The 24,833-nt window shown below is 34.8% G+C and carries 16 protein-coding genes and 1 pseudogene; 10 read left to right on the plus strand and 7 right to left on the minus strand.

What is annotated here, in order from left to right; all coding sequences use genetic code 11:
- Together H0X48_04075 and H0X48_04080 are read left to right on the plus strand one after the other, a co-directional pair.
- On the plus strand, positions 1 to 613 hold a 613-nt coding region (locus H0X48_04075), incomplete at its 5' end, for a hypothetical protein (GenBank protein ID MBA3954469.1).
- A gap of 120 nt (positions 614 to 733) precedes the next feature.
- Positions 734 to 1,798 (plus strand): hypothetical protein, encoded by a 1,065-nt coding sequence (locus H0X48_04080; protein MBA3954470.1) that lies wholly within the window; start codon positions 734 to 736, stop codon positions 1,796 to 1,798.
- Between the two features lie 76 nt (positions 1,799 to 1,874).
- Here H0X48_04080 and H0X48_04085 read toward each other — a convergent pair whose 3' ends face one another.
- The 7 genes from H0X48_04085 to H0X48_04115 all read right to left on the minus strand — a co-directional run bounded on the left by H0X48_04085 (position 1,875) and on the right by H0X48_04115 (position 10,242).
- Entirely contained in the window at positions 1,875 to 2,603 is a 729-nt protein-coding gene (locus H0X48_04085) for a hypothetical protein (GenBank protein MBA3954471.1), read from the minus strand.
- 237 nt (positions 2,604 to 2,840) lie between these two features.
- Entirely contained in the window at positions 2,841 to 3,518 is a 678-nt protein-coding gene (locus H0X48_04090; protein ID MBA3954472.1) for a hypothetical protein, read from the minus strand.
- A gap of 603 nt (positions 3,519 to 4,121) precedes the next feature.
- The gene (locus H0X48_04095; GenBank protein MBA3954473.1) at positions 4,122 to 5,258 is read right to left on the minus strand and encodes an acetate kinase; all 1,137 of its coding nucleotides are present in this window, start codon (positions 5,256 to 5,258) and stop codon (positions 4,122 to 4,124) included.
- Positions 5,240 to 7,567: a phosphoketolase family protein gene (locus tag H0X48_04100; GenBank protein MBA3954474.1), complete on the minus strand. Its 2,328-nt coding sequence runs from the start codon at positions 7,565 to 7,567 to the stop codon at positions 5,240 to 5,242. The genes H0X48_04095 and H0X48_04100 overlap by 19 nt, the downstream gene beginning before the upstream one ends.
- A gap of 142 nt (positions 7,568 to 7,709) precedes the next feature.
- Positions 7,710 to 8,444: an ankyrin repeat domain-containing protein gene (locus H0X48_04105; GenBank protein ID MBA3954475.1), complete on the minus strand. Its 735-nt coding sequence runs from the start codon at positions 8,442 to 8,444 to the stop codon at positions 7,710 to 7,712.
- Between the two features lie 43 nt (positions 8,445 to 8,487).
- Entirely contained in the window at positions 8,488 to 9,204 is a 717-nt protein-coding gene (locus tag H0X48_04110; GenBank protein ID MBA3954476.1) for an ankyrin repeat domain-containing protein, read from the minus strand.
- A gap of 279 nt (positions 9,205 to 9,483) precedes the next feature.
- Complete coding sequence (locus H0X48_04115; GenBank protein ID MBA3954477.1) at positions 9,484 to 10,242, minus strand: ankyrin repeat domain-containing protein; 759 nt, start codon at positions 10,240 to 10,242, stop codon at positions 9,484 to 9,486.
- Between the two features lie 173 nt (positions 10,243 to 10,415).
- Here H0X48_04115 and H0X48_04120 point away from each other — a divergent pair.
- From H0X48_04120 to H0X48_04155, 8 genes and pseudogenes are all read left to right on the plus strand, one after another.
- Positions 10,416 to 11,153, plus strand: a pseudogene (locus H0X48_04120) (AAA family ATPase).
- Positions 11,154 to 11,572: 419 nt separating this feature from the next.
- Complete coding sequence (locus H0X48_04125) at positions 11,573 to 11,839, plus strand: hypothetical protein (protein ID MBA3954478.1); 267 nt, start codon at positions 11,573 to 11,575, stop codon at positions 11,837 to 11,839.
- A gap of 405 nt (positions 11,840 to 12,244) precedes the next feature.
- Positions 12,245 to 12,742, plus strand: coding sequence for a hypothetical protein (locus H0X48_04130; GenBank protein MBA3954479.1), 498 nt, complete (start codon positions 12,245 to 12,247; stop codon positions 12,740 to 12,742).
- 216 nt (positions 12,743 to 12,958) lie between these two features.
- A complete protein-coding gene (locus H0X48_04135; protein ID MBA3954480.1) occupies positions 12,959 to 14,446 on the plus strand; it encodes an ankyrin repeat domain-containing protein in 1,488 nt (495 codons plus the stop codon).
- Between the two features lie 568 nt (positions 14,447 to 15,014).
- Positions 15,015 to 16,520, plus strand: coding sequence for an ankyrin repeat domain-containing protein (locus H0X48_04140; GenBank protein ID MBA3954481.1), 1,506 nt, complete (start codon positions 15,015 to 15,017; stop codon positions 16,518 to 16,520).
- Between the two features lie 132 nt (positions 16,521 to 16,652).
- Positions 16,653 to 17,438 carry an ankyrin repeat domain-containing protein gene (locus H0X48_04145; GenBank protein MBA3954482.1) on the plus strand — a complete coding sequence of 262 codons (786 nt, stop codon included), beginning with the start codon at positions 16,653 to 16,655 and terminating at the stop codon, positions 17,436 to 17,438.
- An 834-nt stretch (positions 17,439 to 18,272) separates the two neighbouring features.
- Positions 18,273 to 19,904 carry an ankyrin repeat domain-containing protein gene (locus H0X48_04150; protein ID MBA3954483.1) on the plus strand — a complete coding sequence of 544 codons (1,632 nt, stop codon included), beginning with the start codon at positions 18,273 to 18,275 and terminating at the stop codon, positions 19,902 to 19,904.
- Positions 19,905 to 19,947: 43 nt separating this feature from the next.
- Positions 19,948 to 24,801, plus strand: coding sequence for an ankyrin repeat domain-containing protein (locus tag H0X48_04155; GenBank protein ID MBA3954484.1), 4,854 nt, complete (start codon positions 19,948 to 19,950; stop codon positions 24,799 to 24,801).
- Positions 24,802 to 24,833: the final 32 nt, after the last annotated feature.

Consider the following 24,833-nt stretch of genomic DNA (forward strand, 5'->3'; position numbering starts at 1 on the left):
AACTTTGCCAGTTGCACCTATTCACATAGCTGCACTGTATGGGTATACAAAAATAGTACACATGCTCCTTAATGAAGGAGTTAATCCTTCAGCTGCTATTAAAATTGATAGCGAAGCTGTGAGGAAATTTCCTTATGTTGGGTTTTTTGAAGGTAAAACACCATTAGACTTAGCTCATAGGGACCAAAAAGATGAGACTGTGCAATTTTTAAAAGAGTATTTAAAAGTAGTAGAGCAAGTTGAAAGTAACGCAACTAAAGAGCTTTTAGATCAGATGATTAATAAACCGTATGTAGCTCTGGTGTTGGCTCTATTAATATGTAAATTGCCTTTAAGACCAGAGGAAATTAAGCCCTATTTTAGTCTAGTGAAGAGAAAGTACGAAGATACAGGTGATGATAGTTACAAAGCTATTACAAGAATATTTAAAGAGGCTTATAAGGGAGCTTTAGTGTATACTCTGCTAAAACATGCAACGCCACGTTTAGAACAGAATGCTGAAAAAAGAAAAGAGAGCGTTTCTGATACGCCATTAGAACAGTTAATGCTTCCTGTTGAGATTGTAAATTTGATTTATAGAGATGTCTTTTTTTCAAATGCTCGCAGCATATAAGGTATGGTATTGCCCACATGATTAGGAAGCTTTTTACAATTTTTAAAAAAGATCTATAGTAAATAGTATATAATTTAATTAGAACTACTTACTACTTCTGATAAAGCGAATGTGTTTAATATGAAAAAAATAATAATAAAATTAATTTTTTCTCTACTAACTTTACCTTATTGTAAGTTAAGTAAAGCAGCTCAAGAATCAACTCTTGAATTTAAAAATAGTTTAACTTTGAACAATGCAAAATTAAAAAATATAGTTGTTAAAGCTGAATCTTATTACACTCAGGCTCCGGAAAAATCTCTTATTATTCAAAATATAGTTCGTGGTGCAGCTGTCCATTATGCCCTAACGAGTAATAATAGTTCTTTAGGCTCTAATTTATTGGTAGCTGAACAGTATGAGAGTAATATAAAAGCACTTGTATGGTTTTATTTTGCGCAGGCTTTAGCAAAAAACCAGCAATTCAATGATGGTACCTTTATTATTCAAGATACATCAGATAGGGTATTTGCTTATCTCAAAAAATGTCCTTCTACTTATGGCCGTATATCAACGCATTTTACTTCTTATCTAAAAGCGTCCCAGTTAAGTGTAGATGATAAAAAGCAATTTGGGCTTGATATTGATCATTTGCCAAGCAATAAAAAAACAATTTTATTTGGTGTTGTTGATCCAAGTAGGCATCTTTTTTTTATAAAGCCTGAAAGCGCAGGGGTGAAGCAGTTCAAAGAAGCGCTAAGGCATGGTATCCATCTTGTAGCTGCTCAATTAAGAAAAGTGCCTTCTTGTTGTGAATTATGGGCGCTTAAATTTTTTCAAGGATCTAGTACGCCAAAAGTTACAGCAGTAGCGCGCTGGTTTTCAAGCTATTTAGGTAGTGATGATAGTCCCACATCGCGCAAAGAACGTGTGCCGCTTGATGCTCGTTTAAAGTTTGGCACATTATTATATGCTTTAAAGTCGTATGCGCTAGTATCTGATGCGGTTGTATCTGATTATATTTCCAAAGCCTCAATTTATGGAATAAGTTATATGTATGCAGAAGCTATAAAGCTTAAAGCTCAAACTTGTACACCTCAAGCATTAAGCTTGGTTGAAACGTTTATTCAAGAGCTTGAATCTGTGTATGATCATCTAGGCCTCCGCTTTGGTAGAGAGGTCATTTTAACAGATTTTGAGTTGTAAATCTTTATCTTTATTAGTTTAAAAAAGAGAGACCCTCTATTGATTAGGGTCTCTCTTTTTATATTTTGAAGAATGATTATACGGTATATCCTAAAATAGAAGTTGCTATATCGGGAGCTAGCTCAGGTGACTGTTCTTCTTTTGAGCCTAGTCCTGGAATTACTTTGCTGTTTCGAGCATACTCTTTGAGGATTTGACCTATAGCTTGGTAATCTGCACTCTGATTTGCCTTATATTTATCAGCAGCAATCTTGTTATAGATGCTCATTTGTGCTTGGGTTGGTTTTAGTTTTAAAAGAAGCTGTTTTACAAGATGTTTATAGCCTACTTCTATAGCTTTTTTCATTGTAGTGTCGGTAGGCTTTTGCTCAAATTCTTGAAATAGTCGGGTGTAGTCTTGCAATTGTCTATTGAGCAATAATTTAATTAAGCTTATACCTTTAGTTTGATGAACTTTGTTGAAAAAATCAGCTGGAGTTTCCCCATTGCCGTCTTTAATTAGTGGATTAGCTCCTGCTTCTATCAGAAGCTTTATAATTTTGACTCGATCATCGATTTGAGTCGTATTCATTGTGGAGCTATCAAGGCTTTTAATGGCTAAGCTAAGTGCTGTTTCTTTATCAGCTCGAATTTTATTTATAAAAACTCTATTTTGAAGTAAAATTCTTACTCTATTTAAATCTGCATTGGAAATAGCTTGCATCAACTCAGCGGTATTTTGGTCGATAGTATTAGTTGATGGCTGTTGCATGCTAATGGTATAGAGAGGCGCTATCATGAGAGTTATAAGAAGTAGTCTTTTCATATGAGTATCCTTTTGATTTAAGTATAAGGCTGTATATATTTAATAGTATTATAATTATTTCATATTTGTCAATAATTTATAATTAACGCTTTCTTGCCCCGCCTTGTGGCTGCGCCTAGTTTTTTTAATAATTGCGTATAATTATCTTAAAAAGTCAAAGACGCAATAGTTTTGCTAGGGAAAGCAAAAGTGCTTCTTTAATAAGAAGCACTTTTATAATTGCTAGTTCCTGTTCTATTAACAGCACTCATCGTCATCATCGCAGTTAGGGTCGCCTATTGATGATTCAAGATCATTTTTAAGTTCTTCATATGATTTTTTATAAGAGTCAATAGACTGTTCTGTTAACAGTTCTTCCATATCTTCAAGTAGTAAAACTTGGTCTTCTGCTAATGCATTGATATCTTGATTGATTTCTTCTATGTATTTTTTTAATTTGTCTTCAGCACTTAAGCTTAATTGTGCTGGTTTGCCTTTTTTGATAATGAGCTTTAGAGGTCCTGACATGAGAGGCTCTTTTTTAGCTGTAACATGACTAATAATAGTTTGTTGTAAGGCTGGTGGAGCTAAATCAATAATTTCTTGTATAGTTGTAAGTAATAGCTTTTCTGTAGTGTGTACTTGCTCTATTCCTTCAATAAAATTAATGCGCTCTCTTATTGTTAGATCTCCTATTATAAGTTGATTAAGAGTAGCTTCTAATTTTTGAGCATGTTCGCGTATGGTATTCCATATGGCTTTATCTTCAGCTGTTACTAAGGAGTTCATAATGCTCATTTGCTGTTCTGAGGTCATAGAAGCTTCGCCATTAGTATTTTCAGTAGCTATAGCATCCATTACAAGAAGAGCTTTTTCTTTAGCCGAGTAAGTAGTAAGTATGTGTTGTATATCTTTGTTGGTTAGCTTGTTTGTCATTTGGGCTTTCGGATAATAAAAGTAGGGTTGTGCGTGCTTTAAGTAAATATGCGAATAATGCAAAAAACTTTTACTTATAAACTAAATCAGTCAAGCGCTGTAAAGCAACTATAGGACCAATGTGTAGTAAATGCTCGTTGCGTCTATAGCCACGCATTAGTATACTTTAGATTCAGAAAAAAAGCTTTTAAGCTATGAAGATTTAGCCACACATAAATATTTTATTCGTATAATTATTTATGTGTATGAAGGTTGGTATAGAAATAAACCAAAGAGGACCTTTGGCTTTAAATTATTTTTTGTAAATAGTGTTTTTTGTGGAATGGCTGTCGGCCCTCTTTGGTTTTAAGGAATTAAAGCAATTAAAGTTAAATTAAAATATAAATTAGATAAGATAAAAAAAGATTAATACCTATAAAGGAAGAAGAATAACTATGCGCTTGCCTGACTGTTCGTCAGTATGGTTTTACTAATCGGTTGTTATTACTTGAAAAAACTTTCAACAAAGCTTTTTTATAATAAGCTTCAACATAGGGCCAATTTACTACATGCCACCATGCATTTATATAATCAAGGCGCCTACTACTAAATTAGCTTTACTTGTTATTTATTGTTTGTATGTATAAGTGTCTCTATCATCTCCTGTGCTTCATCACTAGTTTTAACGAGTATAGTTGTTTTAGAATGGATAGCATGTATATATTTTTCAGTTTCAAAAGTGGCATTTTTTTTGGTATCAAGATGTATGCCAAAGTGTTGTAAAGGTCTTGTTATTTTTTCACGAATATAGGGTGAATTTTCTCCTATACCTCCTGAAAAAACAAGCATATGTAGTGGTCCTAAAATGCTCATATAAGCACCTATATATTTTGTTATAGTAGAGCAATAGATATCAAGGGCTAATAGTGCTTCTGCTTGTCCGGCTTGCGCTTGCTCAACAACCCATTTGCTATCGCTTGTACCAGTAAGCGCTTTTGTGCCACAGTGTGTATTTAAAAAGAGCTCGAGTTGCTCAGGTGTTAAAGCAAGCTGCTGTGCCAAATAAAGTACGGCTGCAGGATCTAGAGAGCCACTACGTGTTGCCATCAGCACACCCTCTAGGGGAGAAAATCCCATAGAAGTGTCAATACTTACACCATTTTTAAGCGCTGTTACACTTGAGCCTCCACCTAAATGGCATACGATTATATTTTGGGGTAAATTATCTTGCTTGCTTAGCGTACGTGTTATTGATTGAAGTGCTATCCCGTGATAGCCAAACCGATATATATCAAGCTCTTGAGCAAGAGCCAATGGTAATCCGTATAAACGAGCATGTTGCGGCATAGTTTGGTGAAAGGCGCTGTCAGATATACCATAGATAGGTATTTGGGGGAAATGTTTTATAAGCTCGCCGATCTCTTGTATTATAGGTCCTATATGCAGTGAGGCTTTAGAAATGTTCTCAATAAGTCTTTGTACGTATTTTTTATCTATAAGACGTGTTTGCGTGAAATAGGTGCCTGGAGCTACAATGCGTAGTGCTATGACAGTTGGGTTAAGGTCATAGATCTTTTTGCTGTACTCGATACTTTGTTGATACTGCTCAGGTGTAACAGTTGCTACACCTGAGTTAGTATGCACTGCATAGGTATCTTTCTGTTGTTTGAATACAAAGTGAGCTACAAGAGTAGTGTCAGCAAAAAGACTATATTTTTTCGATGTACTACCAATATTAATTATTAAGTACTTTTTTGCCATTGCCACTGAGTAACCTCTTTAGGATCGATACCGTATTTTAAAATATAGTTGGTAAAGTCACTTATTTTTTGATTGTATTTTTGGGACAATTCTTGGGCTTGCTTAGAGTTTATGTTACCATTTTGAGCTCCAACACGTAGAGCATCAAGCACTAAATGGTACCGGCTTGTACCATTACGAATTTGCATATCAAACGGCGTTGTAGTAGAGCCTTCTTCGCTATAACCACGAACAGTAAACCGTTTAGAACTTCCATGCTCAAATAACATAGATTTAAAGAGCTCAGGGTACCCATGAAAATTAAAAATCACGGGTTTATCTGGGGTAAAATAAAAGCTAAATTGGTCAGGTGAACATAGGTAAGGACCGGTTTTATTTAAGCCCGAAAGTTTACTGCAGTTTACAAAGCGTAAGCGTAAGCTTGGTAATTCTTTTTTAAGTAAACTGATAGCTGCTAGTGCTTCTTTGGTCATATAGTCACCAACTCCACACAAAACAATGTCAGGATTTGTATCACTTGCAAAATCCCACACTAAAAACCCATTTTTTAAGCTTTGTTGCGCTTGCTCAGGAGTTAACCATAAAAATTCTTCAGTTTTACCTGCAACAATAATGTTGATACTATTTTTATTATTTAGGCATTCATGCAAAGCTACAAGAGTACTTGTGCTATCAGCTGGAAAATAAGCTTGAACAAAAGGAGCATGAAGTTGAAGTAAGCTACTAATAAAACTAGGATTTTGATGAGAAAAACCATTATGCTCTTGACGCCACCCAGATGAGGACAGAATATACGTTAACGACCCACAATCACCGCGCCAAGGCAGTGTTTGTGCAATACGAACAAATTTAATGTACTGCTGAACCATGCTGCTGACAATTTCTATAAAAGCTTCGTATGAGGCAAAAAGGGCATGGCGTCCGGTCAGTACGTAGCCTTGTATGAGACCTTGAAGAGATTGTTCACTGAGCATCTCAATAACTTGGCCGTCAGGTGCTAAATCTTGGTCCCATGATTTTATAGGTAGCATAAAAGCTCTGCTTGTTGCTTTTAGCACTGCGTCAAGCTTATTTGAATAAATTTCATCAGGCGATACTATCCTGAAATTTTGATTAAGCTTTATAACTTCTTGTAAATAGCTACCTGCTTTATGCATACTATTACTTGTCTTTTCACCCGGCATAAGCAGGTGATCTGTATAATTTTGAGCATCGGGAAGCGTAAGCTTTTTGTATATTCTACCGCTGTAAGCATGATTATTAGTGCCCATACAAAGCTTTTGTGGTGGAATAACTTTTTTAATCTCTGCTTGTATGCCAGTGGAGCTCCACAGTTCATCTATTTTATATGAGCGCAGCCACTGCTCAAGTGCTTTTAATTCTACCTTGTCAGTGCGTACATCAGGTATAACTGTTTGATGGGATAAATTATTGCCTTCTATTTTTTTGCCGCGTAAGCGCTTAATGCCAGTCCAGCCTTTAGGCGTTTTTAAAATAATCATCGGTAACGATATAAAAGGCTTTTTTGGGTTATAGTCTGATGCTTTAATCTTTTGTACTATTGTATACCATAGGTCTAATGCTTGGGCCATTTTAGTGTATATTTCTGGTCCTTCAACGATTATTGGTTGGTAACCGTATCCTTGAAAAAGCTTTGTAAGTTCACGGTTACTCATACGACCAAAAATGGTTGGTCCAGAAATTTTATAGCCATTAAGATGTAAAATTGGAAGTACTACGCCATTTTTGCGTGGGTCAACAAACTTATTTAAATGCCATGAGGCAGCAAGTGCTCCGGTTTCAGCTTCTCCATCACCAATTAAGCAAGCAACATAGAGGTCTGGATTATCAAGTACTGCGCCATAGGCTGTTGAAAGGCTATAGCCAAGTTCGCCACCTTCAAGTATAGCCCCTGGTGTGCCAGGATTAGTGTGACTAGGAAAGCCATAAGGCCAGCTGAACTGTTTAACGATGTATGCCAGTCCTGCTGCATCTTGAGTAGCTTCTTGATAGAAGTTTTGCAAAGTGCCTTCTAAAAATAGATTAGTTTGCAAAGCAGGAAATCCGTGACCAGGTCCTAAAACAAAAAGCATAGAAATATTATGCTTAATAATAGCGTAATTTAAATGAGCATAGGTAAAGTTAATACCTGGTACTGTGCCCCAATGTCCTAGTAATCGTGGCTTGATATTGCTAAATTCCAATGGTCGTTCAAGTAAAAAATTATCTTGAAGATAAATTTGACTTGCAGATATATAATTAGCCAGTCGTACATATTTTTTTAAGAGCTCAATATAATCAGTATGCATAAGCTGTCCTTTTTAATGCTACAAAGTCGTATAGTACTTATACCTAGACTAAAGCGTTTATAATTGCAAGAGATTAGGTAAATATACCAAGAAAGCTCTCAAGTGAGAGCTTTCTGTGCTGTTAGTTATTAAATAGTTACTGTTATTTATTATCTTGATTTAAAGTAAAGTCAGCATATCCCGCAATAGCCTTTACTATGTCTCTTGGTAGTTCGGGTATAGATGATGCTGTGCGTCCTGTAAGAGCGCTCATGCCAAGGTGCTGCCCTTGTATATAAGCTTCTAGATCTTGTAACATCTGTTGATGTGTAGTTGTATATTCTGGAGGACGTACACCTATTTGCTGTTTTAGTACACCAGAGACTGTCTGACCCATTTTGTTTTTCTTAGCGACATTAGCTCCCTTTGAGAGTAAAAAATTAAATACTTCCTGGCTACCTGTTTGTGCAGCAAGCATAAGTGGTGTATAGCCATTACGATCCTGTGGATTTAGACCAGCTCCTTTATTAACCAAAAGTTGTGCGAGAGTCATATTGTCATCTGTAGCTGCATCATGTAAAGCAGTACGTTTATCGCTCAAGTCAGTATCTTCTAGGTTGGCACCACGTTCTATTAATAATTGTACTAATGCAGCAGCATCTGCTCGTTTTTCCGGTTTTCTAAAGTTTACGACTGATATAAGTGGTAGACGGTTATCTGAGTGAGAAAAAAGTTGATAAGTTGTGTTTATGTCTGCACCACTGTCAAGTGCTTTTCTTGCTGCTTCTACATCAATAGCTCTTATTGCTTTTATAAGTTGTTGATCAGCTTGAGGATTGGCTCCAAAAATTTGGCCAAATACCGTTATAAGTGTTGCTGTATATAAAAAATGTTTCATACATATCTCCTAGTGAAAGTCGGAATAAAATGGTTGTCTTTTATTACCTTGGTTTAAAGCCAACATACCCTCCAATAAGGGTTACTATGTCTTTTGGCAATGCTGGTATATCTGAAGCTGAATAACCTGAAAGAGCACTTAAGCCAAGGTATGTACCTTGATTTTCTAGTAATACTTTTTTTATTTGATTGGCTTTTGATTGTGGTTGTACTTCTCTAAACAAATCAAAAACATCAGTACCAGCAGCTGTTTTTAGGTTGATTGTTGCACCTTTAGAAAGAAGAAGTTGGACTATTTCCGGATATCCATTAATTACAGCTACCATTAAAGGGGTATAACCTTCTTTGTCTTGAGCATTAACCTGATTGAGAGTATTGGAGTTTAGGAGTCGCTGCATTAACTGCGTATTGCCATTTAAACTTGCATAATGGAGCGTTGTGCGCCCCTCTCTATCTTTTACTTGTGTATTTACACCCTTATCAAGCAATAAATAAGCTATTTTTCGAGATCTATCACTTTTTTTAAAAAGTACATCCAATAATAGAGGAACTAAGCCAATGCTGGTATTATATATACTTTTATTTATATCAGCACCTTTTTCTAGAGCTTCTGTAGCTTTTTCTACACTATTTACGTTACTTTCGCTGGTCCTTACAGCATTCGAAAGGATAGCATCATCAGCAGGCCCAGAAAGTGTAAATGCCGGAATTAAGCTAACTGTAGTTATGATAACTAGGGTATAATACAATAAAAAGTTCATAAAAGATCCTTTGAGTAAGATAAAGGGTATTGTTTTTAACTGTTCTATAGTTAAAATTATCATATTTATTGACAAATATGCAATAATTAAAATAATATTGTATATAATTTTTATTGAGATAAATACTATGAAGGGCCAGTGCATTTTAAATAAAAAGTCATCCGTGATAGAGTAGAGCAAATAATTACTAGAGTGTGCTGGAGTTTACTTTTTAAAATAGCAACTAGTGGGAGATTGTTTTAAGGATAACGGTAGATTTATCTTAGAGACTGTTCTTTATTAGAGAGGTCTACGAATTTTAAGGCCAATATAATAGGCAATGCTATTTAGTATATCTTTTGGTAAAATAGGTATATCTAAAGGTGTATAACCTACAAGAATACTAAGCCCCAAATAGCCTGTTTGTTCATACTGTTTTATTATAGTTTGTATTGATTTAAAGTCTTGTTCTACTATATTTTGTTGTCTTTGTTTTTCAAATAAATGTTCACCTTGAACTCTTTCTGTTCTTGGTTGTGCTAGATCAAAAGCTGTTTTTCCATCATTCATTCTTAACATAGGATGAGCGCCCAAAGAAAGTAAAAGCTCTACTATATCTTTATAGCCATTGCGTGCGGCTATCATTAAAGGTGTACAACCAGCCCTATCTTGCATATTAATGTATGTGCCTAAGGAGATTATTCGCTGAACTAAACCTTTGTCTCCTCGCATTATAGCTATATGCAGAATTGTTTGACCGGTTCTGTTTTTTACATTAACATTTGAACCATAGTCAAGTAATAAGTGGACTAGCATAACCTTTTCAGATACTATAATATCAATTTCATTTTCAAGTATCCACGTGAGCATAGTAAAATTTCCATGAAATGGATGGTTAAGTATACCACTTGGATTGGCTCCTTCCTTAAGAGCCTCTTCTACTTGTTGTCTATTGCCTAAAGTTAGCCCTTCTTGTAGCTTTTCGTCTGCTACTTGATTTCCATAGGTTGTTTTGGCTACTGTTAGCAAGATTGAAAAAATGAAGAGTAGATAGTTCATAAGTAGTTTGTAATAATTAAATAGTATAAGAGTTTATATACTACTGTAATGACAATGAAAAAAACGTCAATATTTAAAGGTTATATACTGTACTATACTCTATTTTGTTGTTGTTCTAGGCTATGACTATAAAATAAAGCTCTAGCTTAAGAATTCTATCAGAAAGGTCTCTAATGAAACCATTAGTTTCACAACTACGGCCAACTACTTTAGATGAGTTTATTGGCCAACAACATTTAGTTGGTCCTGGTAAACCTTTGCGTACTGCTATAGAAAAAAGTATGTTTTTAGCTTTATTCTTTGGGGTCCACCAGGTGTAGGTAAAACTACATTAGCACGAATCTATGCTCGTGCTCTAGATGATGTGGACTATTATGAGCTGTCAGCTGTCTCTGCAAGCAAAGATGATATACGCAAAATAGTAGACAAAAAATCAGATGGTAAAATCCGGGTGCTTTTTTTTAGATGAGATTCATCGGTTTACAAAGGCACAGCAAGACTTTTTATTGCCCTATGTAGAATCAGGACAATTGGTGCTAATCGGTGCTACAACTGAAAATCCAAGTTTTGAAGTTATTCCTGCATTGCTTTCTCGTTGCAAAGTATTTGTTCTAAAAGAATTAACTGAAGAGGAAATGGCTCAAATAATAAAGCGAAGTGGCTACGCACTTGATGATCAAGCACGGGCTTGGCTAGTACGTATGGCAAACGGTGATGCCAGACAAGCTCTTTCAGTTCTGCAGGCTACAAAAGAACTCTATGAAACAGTGACTGTGGAACATTTACAAAGTACTGTCCAAGGCAACTATTTACGCTATGATAAAAAAGCTGAAGAGCGTTACAATACTATAAAAAGGTCTATGCTGCAGACAAAAAGCATATCTCAAAATATGACCTTGTTAAACGCCTAGTTGGCTTAAAAGAAGAATATCCGTGGCTTAAAGAAGCTGATAGCCAAGCTTTACAGCAATCTACTATACGCTTAGATACAGCATTTAAAAACTTCTTTAGCCAAAGAGCTCGCTTCCCTCAATTTAAAAATAAGCATAGAGAGCAATCAATTGCGTACCCTCAACGTGTTAAAGTAAAGACAATAAAATATACTTGCCTAAAGTGGGCTGGGTAAGCATAGTGCTCCATCGTCTTTATGAAGGCACAATTAAAACAGTGTATGTATCTAAGGCAGCTAGTGGTAAGTATTATGCTTCACTGTTATGTCACATATCTAGTGAACCAACTAGTATAAAAGAGCTCAAGGTAAATGCTTTAAGAAAATTGATCGCTTTATGCTTCAACTAAAACATGTACTGCTTGTGGTAACTTACAAGAGATGCCACTCAATAAAAGAATATACAGTTGCACTTGTGGTTGGAAAGTATCAAGAGATACTAATGCTGCGTTAAATATTAAAAAGCAAGGTATAGAAAAGTTAAAGGCGGCTAGGTATACCCCAGATCATAACGACATGATCTGGTACCCGTCGAGGCTTGTAAGACTTCACCTGAAGCTATGGCCTATGAAACGAGAAGCCTCTTTCTTTAGGTGGAGGAGATATCACAGAGTTATTGCTCGATCCTGGTGCAGATCCTTTTATTAAAAATAGTAGGGTAAAATCGCTTTTGATAATGTACAAGGTGAACCAGAAATAGAAAAAATATCTAAAGACTATACAACTAATATACAAAAAGAACGACGTACAACCCTTGCATATAAAAGGCGTAATGCTCTTATGTATACCATTAAAGCTATATCTCAAGATTCAACAACCATTAAATAATACATTAAGTGTACCCTCATTAGACTTTATTCGTAAAATGGTCTGTTGTATATTGTCCTATAAACACTAAATAGCAGAAAAATTTCAATTAGTAGCACAATGCTAGGATTAGTATATATTTTAAAACAAGCGATATTAATAATTATTGACTACTATAAAATAATTTTGTTATAATTAAGGTTATAATTAAGATAGAAAAATAATTATAATAAGGATGGAGGTGTTATGCAAAAATGGTTGGACAGTTTACTTTTAGTATTTTCTTTACCTATTAGTAAAGGTATGAACCGAGGTACTGCTGTTGGTATAGATGTCAGGTCACTACAACATTTACGTCTATTAAGACCAGAAAGGCCTACTGCCGAGGTCAATTCAAACAGTTTAATACAGGCGAAAAAGCTTCAATTATCACTGGGTACATTGCAGTTACAAGCTATTTTTCCTAGTGCTGATGGATTAACTATTACCAAAAAAATCTCTGAAGAAGGCGCAGGCCCTTTTGCGCGTGATGTTCAAGGCACATCTATTCTTGATCTTGCCAAAAAATGGAATCAACCGTTAGCAAATATTTTAATGCCCTATCGAGAGGCCCATACAAAGCCCTCTAGAGAAACGCTTGATAAAGAGGTTAAATTAGGATTTCCTAATCTAGTAGAAATGCTTCTTTCACCTATACCAACGCATAGTGCAAATAAACAACAGTCTGTTCGTCTATCTAACTAAAGCAAAGTATGTTGAAATTGAAGATAAATTCTATCAGAAGATTGAACGTCTATTGCAAGAAAAATTTAATCTTTTACCTGGCAGGAGTATAATAAGTAGGCAGGGCATTGTTTCAGATCAGCTGTCAGCTGGAATAGCCTCAAAGATAAGTCAATATATAGTTTATGCTAAAACATATAATAATTCACTAAACGCTTCTTAAATAAAAAGGTTATCATGAAAAGATTACTAGTTATATTACCATTCATTACAAGTAATGTCTATCCTATGAATCCTATCTCAAACGAAGGGACTTCCAATCAGCTTAACGATTTTGAACAACTTCCTGCACCTTTAAAAGCTGACATTCTTATGCGGCGTATTTTGAGTGACATACAGTCTATTAATCTAGATACACTCTCAACTAATCGACCTGACATCTTAACTTTACCTGGTTCAGTAAAGGAGAAAGCTAAAGCATTACCTTCTTTATTTAATAATTATATAGCTAATAAAGAATTTAAAGCTATTTTAGACAATCCTGTTAATGCTCGTAAAATAGTAGATGCTTTAAAAGCTAAATTAGGAAACGATTTTATTTTAAAACTTATACCTTATGTTAGTGCTGGATTTATTGATCTACTGATTAAAGGTGGTATTAACCCTAATGAACCTTATCCATATGAGGATGAGGGAAGATCAAAAAAGCCGTGGGATACTACTAGTGTTGATTATGCTCTTGCAAAAGCAGCCAGAGAAAATAAACCTGATATAGTAAAGCTCTTACTTAAATATGGAGCAGATGTTAAAGCTAAAGCTACTGTTGAGGGTAAATCTGCAGGTAGGACTGCTTTGCAATTAGCTGCTCAAAAAGGAGACCTAGAAGTAGTTGAAGTATTATTATCTCATCCTGCTATTACCAAAGATGATAAATCTAAGGCTCTTAGTTTAGTTACAGCAGACAATGATTTATTAAAAAGAACATGGCCAAACTCTCTCGAAATAAAACGCCTTGATGAAATGATATTTTTGCTTGCTGATGACAACTTAAAAGCCAATATTCTTAAGAAGCGTATTTTGAATGACATAGGGGCTATTGAGCCGAAAACTCTCCTGATTGCGCCTAATTTTGTAAATGACAAAGCTAAAGTATTACTTTCTTCGCTTAATAATTATGTAGCTAATAAAGAATTTAAGGCTAATTTAGACAACCCTTTTGATGCACGTGACATAGTAGATGCTTTAAAAGCCAAATTAGGAAATGATTTTATTTTACAACTTATACCACATGTTAGTGCTGAATTTATTGATCTATTGCTTAAAGGTCGTATTGATCCTAACGCACCTTATCAATTTGAGGATATTGCAAGATCACAAAAGCCGTGGGACACTGCTCCTAGTGTTGATTATGCTCTTGCAAAAGCAGCCAGAGAAAATAGACCTGATATAGTAAAGCTCTTACTTAAGTATGGAGCAGATGTTAAAGCTAAAGCTACTGTTGAAGGTAAATCTGCAGGTAGGACTGCTTTGCAGTTAGCTGCTCAAAAAGGAAATTCAGAAGTAGTTAAAGCATTATTATCTCACCCTGCTATTACCAAAGATGATAGATCTGAGGCCCTTATATTAGTTACCGCAGACAATGATTTATTAAAAAGAACATGGCCAGACTCTCCCCAAATAAAACGCTTTGATGAAGTGATTTCTTTGCTTAGAAGTAATATATAGGGCATTGAGTGATAACAATCCAACTAGATAGAGAAGGTTTTCCTCTTTGCGTAATTCTCTACAGCCATTAGTAACTGAAGAGAAAAAAGCTGTTACTTAACCTGATGGTTCAGTACAAACAGAGTTAAAACCTCAAGCTGCAGGATTATTATAATAGCTTAGCATTTCATTGGAATGGAATGAGGTGAAAAAGATAAAGTGGTTGAAACATTGTTATCTTAGGGTTTTGCTAATCCGCTACTATTACTTGAAGAAAATTTTCAACAGCAACTTAATGTGCAGCAAAAGCAATTGCTTGCCCAGTTTATAGCTGAATACAGTAAAAGTTTATAAATGTAGCACAAAATAAAAGAAGGAAGGTGTTTTTTATTAAGAGCACCTTCATTGTAAGGGCTAAAGGAAAAGGAGTTAAATTTATAAAAAACAGTAAAAATAGTAAAATAAAGCTTTAGCTTTACTTCTATAAAATGGTAGCTCTAATAAGCAACTGGAGTTATTTATTGACTATTTTAAAATATTATTGCTATAATTAAATTAAATTATTTAAAAAATATAAAAAGGAGTTATTATGAAAAAATATTTAGGATTAATTTTACTTGTAACAGTTAATATATGTGCTATGGATAGTAATCCAAGCTATAATGCTGAGTTTTCAGAGCTGCTGCAGCTGCCTCAAGTTTTAAAAGAAGAAATACTTATGACAAGGGTTTTAAGTGATATACAAACTCTTAACCCTTATGGTTTTTCTCCTTTCTCTGCAAAGCAAGACAGAAAAGAGGTTATAATACCCCTATATCGGTATTTTATCAATAAAGAATTTAAAGCTATTTTAGAAAAGCCTGAAAATGTTCGCAAAATAGTAGAGACTTTTAAAGCAAAGTTTGGTGATGATTTTATTTTAACACTTATACCTGCTGCAAGTGTTGGTTTAATTGCTTTATTACTTAAAGGTGGTATAGATCCTAATGCTGCCTATAGATCACAAGATTCAGCAGCTAGTAATAAATTTGGCTTAGGAAATCCTGATAAAGTTGAATATGCTCTTACCGAAGCAGCTAGGGCTAATAGGGCTGATATAGTAAAGCTATTGCTTGAAAATGGAGTTAACGCTAAAGTACGAGCTACTGTTCCAGGAAAACCAAGATTAACTCAAACAGCATTGGAAATAGCAGCCAATGAAGGATATCCTTTAGTTGTTGAGGCTCTTTTAGCTCACAGTAATTATACACAACAAGATAAGCAAGACGCATTGCGAGCGTTAGAATTAGGTAAAACTTCAATGGAAATACAAGCTCGTTCTTTTGGAAGAGATCCAAAAAAAGAGCAAGCATTTAATACAATTATAGAATTGCTAACAGATAAGCCAATAGCGAAAGAAACCTTACTTGTCAAAAAGGTTTTAAGTGATATACAAGATTTTAATCATTATCCTCTTTATGTACAACAGAATATACAGAGATCTCAAGGACAAGAAAATGAAATAATTCCGTTGTCTAAGTATTTTATGGATAAAGATTTTAAGTTTATTTTAGAAAAGCCTGAGAATGCTAGTAAAATAATAGATGCTTTTAAAGCAAAGATTGGCGATGATTTTATTTTAAGACTTATACCATCAGCAAGTGTTGGTTTAATTTCTCTACTGCTTAAAGGTGGTATAGATCCTAATACTGCCTATAGATCAAAAGATTTAGGAGCTAGTGATAAATTGGGCTTAGGAAATCCTGATAAAGTTGAATATGCTCTTACCGAAGCAGCTAGGGCTAATAGGGCTGATCTAGTAAAGCTATTGCTTGAAAATGGAGCTAACGCTACAATACGAGCTACTGTTCCAGGAAAACCAAGATTAACTCAAACAGCATTGGAAATAGCAGCCAATGAAGGACATCCTTTAGTTGTTGAGGCTCTTTTAGCTCACAGTAATTATACACAACAAGATAAGCAAGACGCATTGCGGGCGTTAGAATTAGGTAAAACTTCAATGGAAATGACAGCTCGTTCTTTTGGAAGAGATCTAAAAAAAGAGCAAGCATTTAATACAATTATAGGATTACTAACAGATAAGCCAAAAGGCTAAAATTGGGGAAAATTTTATTGAAGCCTTTATACCTTTATACCATCAAAAGTTAATGAATTTCTTTGTTAAAGGTAGCCTTGCTAGTAAGGGCTAGGTAAAAAATAGAATCACAAGCAAACGATTAGAGGAAATATGAACATAAAGTATTTAGTTTATTTTTATGTACTTATATTTTTAATACATCAACCTCTATCTGTTAGAGCATTACCTGCTAATGAAAAATTAGTAAAGGCTGTAAAAAATGGCAATGTAGTTAAAGCACGTAAAGCTTTAAATAATGGAGCTAGTGTTACTGTGCTTGATAGAGGGTCTAATCGTATGTTGCTTGCATGCGTGTCAAAGTCAAAAAATGGGTTTAATATGGCAAAACTGTTGCTTAACCACAAGAGTCCTGTTAATAGTAAAGTCACTGACATTACTACGCCTTTGCATGCAGCAGTAAAGGATAATAATAGGCCTTTAGTACAGCTCTTACTTGAAAAAGGTGCAGATGTTAGTGCCCAAGATGAAAATAAAGATACTCCACTTCATTGCGCCGTATTTAAAGGTAATAGCAAAATAATACACATGTTATTAGCAGCTAAGGCACCTATTAATCCTGTAAACAAGTATGGAGATACCCCACTTTTATATGCCTGGGATAACACAGAAATAATGCAGCTATTAATTGAAAAAGGTGCTGGTGTAAATAGTGTAAACAAAGATGGCTTTACACCACTTCATTGGGCAGCATCAATAGGTAATAGTACAGCAGTACAGCTATTGCTGAAATGTCGCGCTAATCCTCTGCTTAAAGACAATTATGGTAAAACAGCGCTTGATTATGCCCAGGATATGATTGTTTCTGATACAACTAAACAAAACAAAGAAAAAACAATACAATTGCTTGTAGAGAGACAGCCAAGACAAAGCCGCTAAAGAACAGTATTTTCTTTTAAGCTTGAGAGTTTTAGAAATGTGTTAATTTAAATTAAAGCAGTATACAATGCGTTTGAAAATAGCTGTAGTAGTTGTAAAATTAATGATAAAATGCTAAAACTTAAACAGGTAATTTAAGCTTGTCTAGCGCTCAAATTTACGTTATTATACAACATATTTTATAAAGCATATTCTCTTAACATTAAAAGAACCTTGTGAATTTATTGCAACTTTATCAAACATCTATGTTGCCGTACCTTGATAAAAGGCTTGTATTTAATGACCTTAATCTTATCGATAAGGTGATCATTATACAGCTGATTGTCCTCAGTGTAAAAAACATGAAGCTTTTTTGTATAAAAACAGTGAAATATTGGCATGCAATCGTAAAGCTAGTTGTAGTTATTTTGTAAGTTTAACTGCTTATATGAACAATGGTGTTGTACCCCGAGGTCGCGAGTTTGTTCAAGTAGTTCAAAAATTGTGCGAGCTTGCTGGCGTAGATTCATCCAAACTGGTTACACAGAAGGGTCTAAGGGCTCTAGTATACAAGATGCTCGTTAAAAGCTACTTTAAGATTTTTTAACCCTAGTAAAAGAATGTTTAGCTTCATCTATTGGTGCAAGCCTATGAAGCGAGAAGCCTCTTCCTTTAGGCGGAGGAGATATCACAACAAAGTTTACTATAAAAGGTGTATAGGACTTATTTGTTGCTATACCACTGTTAATTTTAAAATGGCCATTACCTTTATTGATGCAACTACTCCTATTGACTTTATTTCAATTTTATATATTATTGATAATTATAATTAAATAATAATCAATAAGGTTTTTCATGAAACGCTCTCTTCTTCTTTTTTTCTTTATGGTGCCTAGCAGCATGCAGTCTATGGATAGTAAAAGTAATAGCCCAATCTTTAAAAAACCACGTCTTAGTCTTGAGAGTGTTGAAACTCATGAAGAGCTTATTAAAGCTGCCCAAAAGGGTAATGTTGCTAAATTGAAAGCAGCGCTTGATCGTGGTGCTAGTGTTAATGAAGTTGATAGCGAGGGGTGTACAGCACTCCATTGGGCTCTTATAAATAGATATGCAGAAATAGTAGAACTCTTAATTTCTGCGGGTGCTGATTCTGATATACAAGATGTTTATGGTAAAAATGGTATTCATTTAGCAATTCAATATGCTAATTCGATGAATGTGTTTAAATCTGTGCTAAAAGCAGCATCTCAAGATGGCTTAGATGCTACAGATGTAGCAGGTAGAACTCCTTTGCATTGCGCAATAAAAGATGGTCTTGCTAAGCACGTTAAAATACTTGTCTCTTTAAACTGTAATTGTATGGTATTTGATAGGTATGGTTACTTGCCGCTACATTTAGCCTTAAAAAAAAGCAATAAAACTAAAACACGATTATTACTTTATCAAAACATAGCTAAACAAGCTGTTAATATGCAAGCTCGTAATGAGCATGGTAATACGGCACTTCATTTTTCAGTTATGCAACCGCAACAAGCATTTACTTTAACAGAGCTACTACTTAAAGCACATGCAGATATAAACAGTAAAAACAGTAAGCACGAAACTCCTTTAGAACTGCTTTTAAAAGGGCGTAATCATGATGATGTTCCTTTAGTGCAGCTGTTGTTACAAAATGGAGCATCACTCCGTTTGTGTAGTGAATCTGGACGGACATTAATGCATACCTATCTAAGTACACTTTGTGTTCACAGTGATATCTTTAATGCGCTTTTAAGTGCAGATTCTGCTTTAGTGTCTTTTAAAGATGCTCAAGGCAATACACTTCTTCATTGTGTTACTCATACTATACAAAGACATTTTCCACACCAAGTAGAAGATATTCTTGGTATAATTAAATGGCTGCTGTTTTATGGAGCAGATGCTGATTCTCTTAATAATGCTCATAATACACCCGCTTTAGAGCTACTCTGTCAACAAGGCCCTTTGCCTATTGAAGTTTTGCAGCTTTTTTTACAAAACACTCAAAGTGTTTTTTCACAAAATGTAAGAGGATATACTATCATAAGTTATTTACATACATTGCTCTGTTATCATGCAACACCTGCTTTGCAACAGTTGATTCTTCATTATGCTGGAGCTTTAGCTTTAAGCGCGGCTAATAATACTAGTAACAGTTTGTCATATAGTCTAGAGTCTGGATATGTAGTTTGTGTTGCTAAGGTATTAAAAAATAAGCATGTTAATGTTAAAGAAGAACTTATATGCCTTACAAGAGCACATCAACTCTATAATCAAACACAAAACCCTGCTTATAAAACAATGGGCAAGTTATTGCTCAACCGTCTTATAAAGCATAAAGCACTTCAGGTAATACTTACAGGTAGCCAAGCCAAGCTTGAGCCAGGGGATGAATTGCGTTATACGGGTATGCAGGTTCCCTATTTCTCTCAAGATATAGCTCATCGTATAGCAAGTTACGCTGTATAATTATTAATTTTTTATTTTATTAGAGACTTACTAGGAAAAATGTATGAATAATCGTTTAATGTTCTTTGTTGTTTTATGCACTCACCTAGTATCTATGTATAGTATGGATACTAGTTTAGCTCACTCTATATATCTACCTTTGGAAGATAATTATTATGTTATACCCCTTGCAGCTACGATTGCGCATATTACAGGTTATCAACCTGTTGTTAATAAAGAAGGTAAGCATAAGCTCCTGGGTTTTCATCATTATCAACCTACACAAATAAAACAGTTGCCTGAAGGTGGTACCTTAAGCAAACTATCAAGTAACTTATGGGTAGTAACATTTGGTGATCCTACTACTTTTCATACAGGTTATGTTATTTACAAAGGCAGAATTTATGCTGAACCTAAAACTTTTTTTCCTTGTTCATGGAACAAACAACAGATAAGTGAATATATTAAAGACTATATGACTTCTTATTTTTCTAATGACAATGTACTTAGGCCGTGTAAAATAGAGCCAGCTTCAAGTAATGTACAGTATAGTATGTACCATTTTAATCTCGATGCCCTTAAGTCAGACCAATGTAGCCTTAAGCTTATTGTAAAAAATTATGCTCATCTTAGAAATGGCAGTTTTATAGTTACCTTGTATCCTGTTGTACAGAAATTATTGCTCACAATGGCTCAAAAAGAAATAGTCCGAACAACGGCTTTACGTCAATTACTAAAACTTAAAGAACATGTGCCAAATAGTACTCAAGCGATACCTAATGTTACTGTTCCGTTAGCGCAAACTGCTTTAATGACAGCAGCACGTAAAGGTGATTGGCAGTTGATAAGTTTATTGCTCGAAGAAAATAATGAAAGTTATAATATCCATACACTTGATAGCTCTGATACAAGCGTTCTTTTCTATGCTCTAGATTCAGATGATATCTATACAGTGCAGAGTGTTATTCATGCCCAAGAGATTAATTTAAAAAACAAAGCTGGTGTAACGCCTCTTATTCATGCTATTACTACAGGTAAAAGTATAGATATTATCGACTACTTGCTTTCTTGGGGTGCAGATCCCAATCTAGCTGATGGCTTTGGTTTAAACCCTCTTATGCATATAATAAGATCAGCTACTCTTGAAGCATCCATGAGTGATACTAGTTATGCTTTAACAGCTTTGCTACTATCATATGGAGCCAACCCTAATAGTACAAATAGAGAAGGTGATACTGCTGTAATCTATGCTCTAAAATATTTAGGTACTAAATCAAAACCTCTAATAAAATTATTTTTGAATTTTTATGCAGATTGCAGTATAAAAAATAACCGTAATGAAGGTGCACTGAAAGTTGCTCAGGTATTAGGGTTAACAGATATTCCTTTGCTGCTTCAAGAGCATGAAGATAAAAAAGCATCTTGGTTGTCTGAGCATAAGGGGAATGAGCTTATGTATGCTATTTTTGTAGGGGATATGCGTAAAGTTCAGCAATTGCTTACCGAAAATCAGATTCCAGTTAATGCTCACGATACCTTAGGTCAAACACCTCTTTATTTTGCTTTACAAAATGGTAATTTAGAACTAGTAAAACTCTTATTGGATGCAGGCGCTGATCCTCGTGTGATAGTACATACTACCAGTATTTATGAATATGCTCAAAGGCATACCCAGCTTGCATTAGAAATCAAGCAATTGGTCAAGCAAGCTTATAATACTTTGTGTGCTCCTGAACTTGAAAGAAAACGCAAGCAGCAGCAAGACCTAAATCAGTTGCATAAGAGTATAGTAGAAAAGTTTAATCAAGAGGCTAGTGATGGGTTAATCACTCCTGAAACACTTCAAGCAATTACGATATTTAAAGATTCACCCTTGCAATCTGCTGTTAAAAAAAAGCAGCATGCTGTAGTTGAGCAACTTTTAAAGCATGGTGTAAAGCCAGAACTACGTAACAATATACTCTTACTTGCACTTGCTAATGATGATATGAGTATGTTGACTGTACTTCTAAGTTCCCAAGCTATACCGACAAGTCATATACAAGAGATGTGGGACAATGCACTTAAAGATCAAAACTATGTCCTTATAGATCATATAAGTGTACTAATACCTAAATTTAAGGTAAAAATGGTGCTTGAAGCTATAGCGCGGCAGGATATACATGTATTAAAAATATTATTACATCCTGAACGTTCAGAAGTAAAATATAGAGATCTTAGTCTTTGTTTATTTGCAGCCTTTGAAACACATAACAATACACTTATTAAATTGCTTGTAGATAGATACCCAGCTTTAGCTCATGCAGTAACCGTAGGCGGTCAAACAGCTTTAATGGTTGCTGCACAAGCAGACATGATCGAAAGTATACAAGTACTTTATTTGGCAGGTGCCCAATTGCAGACAAAAAATGATCTAGGCCTTACGGTACTTGATTATAAACTATCACGTAGAGTGCAGGAATTATTGTTAACGTTAGCTGACCGTGAGCAGCAAAAAGCACAGCAATTAGAGCAAGCAAACAAAAAGCAGCTTGAACGAGCTCAGTTGGAAGCTCAAGGATGGACGCCACTTATGTTAACGGTCTATTACAATGATACAATTGTAGGTAATGGCAATTCAACTAATATTAATGCAGCATCAGTTGATGGGTTAACCGCGCTTATGATTGCTGCACGCGAGAAGAAAAACCAAGCATTAGGTATGCTTATCGAGCATGCGGATATTAACCTTGATCAGCAAGATAGTCAAGGCAATACAGCTCTTATGTATGCTATTGAGGCTGCTAATTGTACCGGCGTACAACAGCTTTTAAAGGCAGGAGTTTGTAAAGATAGAGTAAACTTGAAGGGTACTAATGCAGAAGCTATAGCAAAAAGCATGTACTCATCTAATCCAGAATTAATGAGATTATTGGCTCAGGTTTATAAGCTCAAAAAAGATGTTACAAAACCTATTACTCTTGATCAAGCTTTTGAAATTATTGTCTCAGGTGCTGATTCAGGATTAGTAAGGACGTGGTTAGCTAATAATATTTCTGTAAGTAATTGGCTTTTAGTAAAAGCATGTGCTTATGGAAATGAGCTTGTTGTAGAGAAGTTACTAGCAATACCAGGTATTAATAGTAATGCTCAAGATGAATATAACCTTACACCTCTAGTGGCTGCTGTTGTTAATAAACATACTGCTATTGTAAAAAGGTTGCTCTTATATGATAATTCAAACATTTACAAACAAAATACCAAAAACCTTAATTGTATTTCGTCTACCCTTCTAGGGTTTGCACTTCTTAAAGGAAGGGTAACAATTTTCAAGATCTTATTAGATGTTTGGCCTAAAGAGATAACCCCAAATCATCTGGGAGATGACATTCTTAATGAAGCATGTAGATTAGCACCTACTTCGCCAGGCATTTTTGACTGTCTAGCAATTATTCCCTTTGGTAGTAGTCTGTTAGAAGGTATAGCCGATAGATGCCTTGAGTTTCCTATTGAAAAAAATAATTTTATGAAACTTATGCCCTTATTAATTAGGTTGCCTGAAAGTTCTATAGATAAGCTTATTGAAAAGGCTGTTGATAGAGATAATGTGGATGCTTTACGCATTCTTCTAACTCTAAATCATACTCTTTCACCTACGGATCTTTTAAGATTATCTTTATCATTTAATAAGAATGCAGTGTATAGCTATATTATGGAGCATTACACGGTAGATTTTAAGAAAAAATTCAGTGATAACGAAGTAATGAGCAACATAGCTTATTATAATAATAACACTCCGTTTATAGATTCCTTGTGTGATAAAATGTACAAAAACAGCTTAGATGAGCAGGCAAAGAGTATCTGTGTACAAGAAGATCCTGCTATCAGAGGGAGCTCTAGCTTATTGCGTGATGCTACATTGTTGAAAATTGCAAACAAACATAACATGCTGCCTAATGAGTGTGAAATGAACTCCCAAGAGGGCAAGGAAATTTTAAGTATAATAAGAAGTTATAATTATGTACCAGCAGTACAGTTAATAGAAAAATTTGATGAAGCTCATGATCTTTCTTTGCTTCTTATAGCAGCATGCCAAGAAGGGCATAGAGAACTTGTTGAATTATTAGTTGCAAAGCCTTCTGTGGATGTCAACTGCACTGCTGCTAATGCTGTAACACCACTAGAAGCAGCTATTGCAGCAGGTCATTATGAGATTGTAAAACTTTTATTATCTGTGCCTACTATACAAATTCATAAACCAGGTATACGTGAGGGAAGTATTCCCTTTGAAACAGCTATAAAGCATAATCAAATAGATATAGTAGAGTTATTTCTTCAGTCAAGCTATTTTAAACCATTAAATGAAAGTAAGACCCGAGATATTATGTCCTATTGTGTGTTCAAGGGTTCTCTTGAGATAATTGAACTATTAGTGCGTAATAATTTTTTTGATTGCCATGACTTAAACAATGCAGGACCAATGCTCAAAGCTGCTGTTCTTTTAAACAATATACCTCTAACAATTCTTTTACTTACTATGTTTGATACTAAGACTACAAAAGACGTCATTGGTACAGCTCTTTGTGAAGCGTGTTATACTTCTAACAAAGAAATAATAAGTGTGTTAATAAGATCATGCGATAGTATAACTATTAATTATCTTAAAGAAGGTAAGCATAATCCTCTTATGATAGCTGTAGCACGTGGTAGAAAAGATATTGTTGAATTATTACTCTCCTGCAAGGAGTTCTCTATAGGCTTAAACTTAAAAAATGCTCGGGGTGAAAATGCTCTATTTATAGCTTTAGCTTGTGGTGAATACGAAATTGCACAGTTATTAGTACAGTATGGAGCGTCAATTGGTAAAAAAGAAAATGCATCTAAAAAAACGGTAAAGTTATATGCTTTTCTTCAACAGTTGCCCCGTTTAGACCATTAAAAATTAAATTCGTTAGAAATATAAATGAATAT

Source organism: Candidatus Dependentiae bacterium (genome assembly GCA_013821315.1).
In the GTDB taxonomy this organism is placed as follows: Bacteria; Babelota; Babeliae; order Babelales; family Babelaceae; genus JACDHA01.

What these genes read in the sequence shown, in the direction of transcription:
- H0X48_04080 (MBA3954470.1), top strand. Translation starts at nt 734, where the DNA reads ATGAAAAAAATAATAATAAAATTAATTTTTTCTCTACTAACTTTACCT.
- H0X48_04085 (MBA3954471.1), bottom strand. Translation starts at nt 2,603, where the DNA reads ATGAAAAGACTACTTCTTATAACTCTCATGATAGCGCCTCTCTATACC.
- H0X48_04090 (MBA3954472.1), bottom strand. Translation starts at nt 3,518, where the DNA reads ATGACAAACAAGCTAACCAACAAAGATATACAACACATACTTACTACT.
- H0X48_04095 (MBA3954473.1), bottom strand. Translation starts at nt 5,258, where the DNA reads ATGGCAAAAAAGTACTTAATAATTAATATTGGTAGTACATCGAAAAAA.
- H0X48_04100 (MBA3954474.1), bottom strand. Translation starts at nt 7,567, where the DNA reads ATGCATACTGATTATATTGAGCTCTTAAAAAAATATGTACGACTGGCT.
- H0X48_04105 (MBA3954475.1), bottom strand. Translation starts at nt 8,444, where the DNA reads ATGAAACATTTTTTATATACAGCAACACTTATAACGGTATTTGGCCAA.
- H0X48_04110 (MBA3954476.1), bottom strand. Translation starts at nt 9,204, where the DNA reads ATGAACTTTTTATTGTATTATACCCTAGTTATCATAACTACAGTTAGC.
- H0X48_04115 (MBA3954477.1), bottom strand. Translation starts at nt 10,242, where the DNA reads ATGAACTATCTACTCTTCATTTTTTCAATCTTGCTAACAGTAGCCAAA.
- H0X48_04125 (MBA3954478.1), top strand. Translation starts at nt 11,573, where the DNA reads ATGCCACTCAATAAAAGAATATACAGTTGCACTTGTGGTTGGAAAGTA.
- H0X48_04130 (MBA3954479.1), top strand. Translation starts at nt 12,245, where the DNA reads ATGCAAAAATGGTTGGACAGTTTACTTTTAGTATTTTCTTTACCTATT.
- H0X48_04135 (MBA3954480.1), top strand. Translation starts at nt 12,959, where the DNA reads ATGAAAAGATTACTAGTTATATTACCATTCATTACAAGTAATGTCTAT.
- H0X48_04140 (MBA3954481.1), top strand. Translation starts at nt 15,015, where the DNA reads ATGAAAAAATATTTAGGATTAATTTTACTTGTAACAGTTAATATATGT.
- H0X48_04145 (MBA3954482.1), top strand. Translation starts at nt 16,653, where the DNA reads ATGAACATAAAGTATTTAGTTTATTTTTATGTACTTATATTTTTAATA.
- H0X48_04150 (MBA3954483.1), top strand. Translation starts at nt 18,273, where the DNA reads ATGAAACGCTCTCTTCTTCTTTTTTTCTTTATGGTGCCTAGCAGCATG.
- H0X48_04155 (MBA3954484.1), top strand. Translation starts at nt 19,948, where the DNA reads ATGAATAATCGTTTAATGTTCTTTGTTGTTTTATGCACTCACCTAGTA.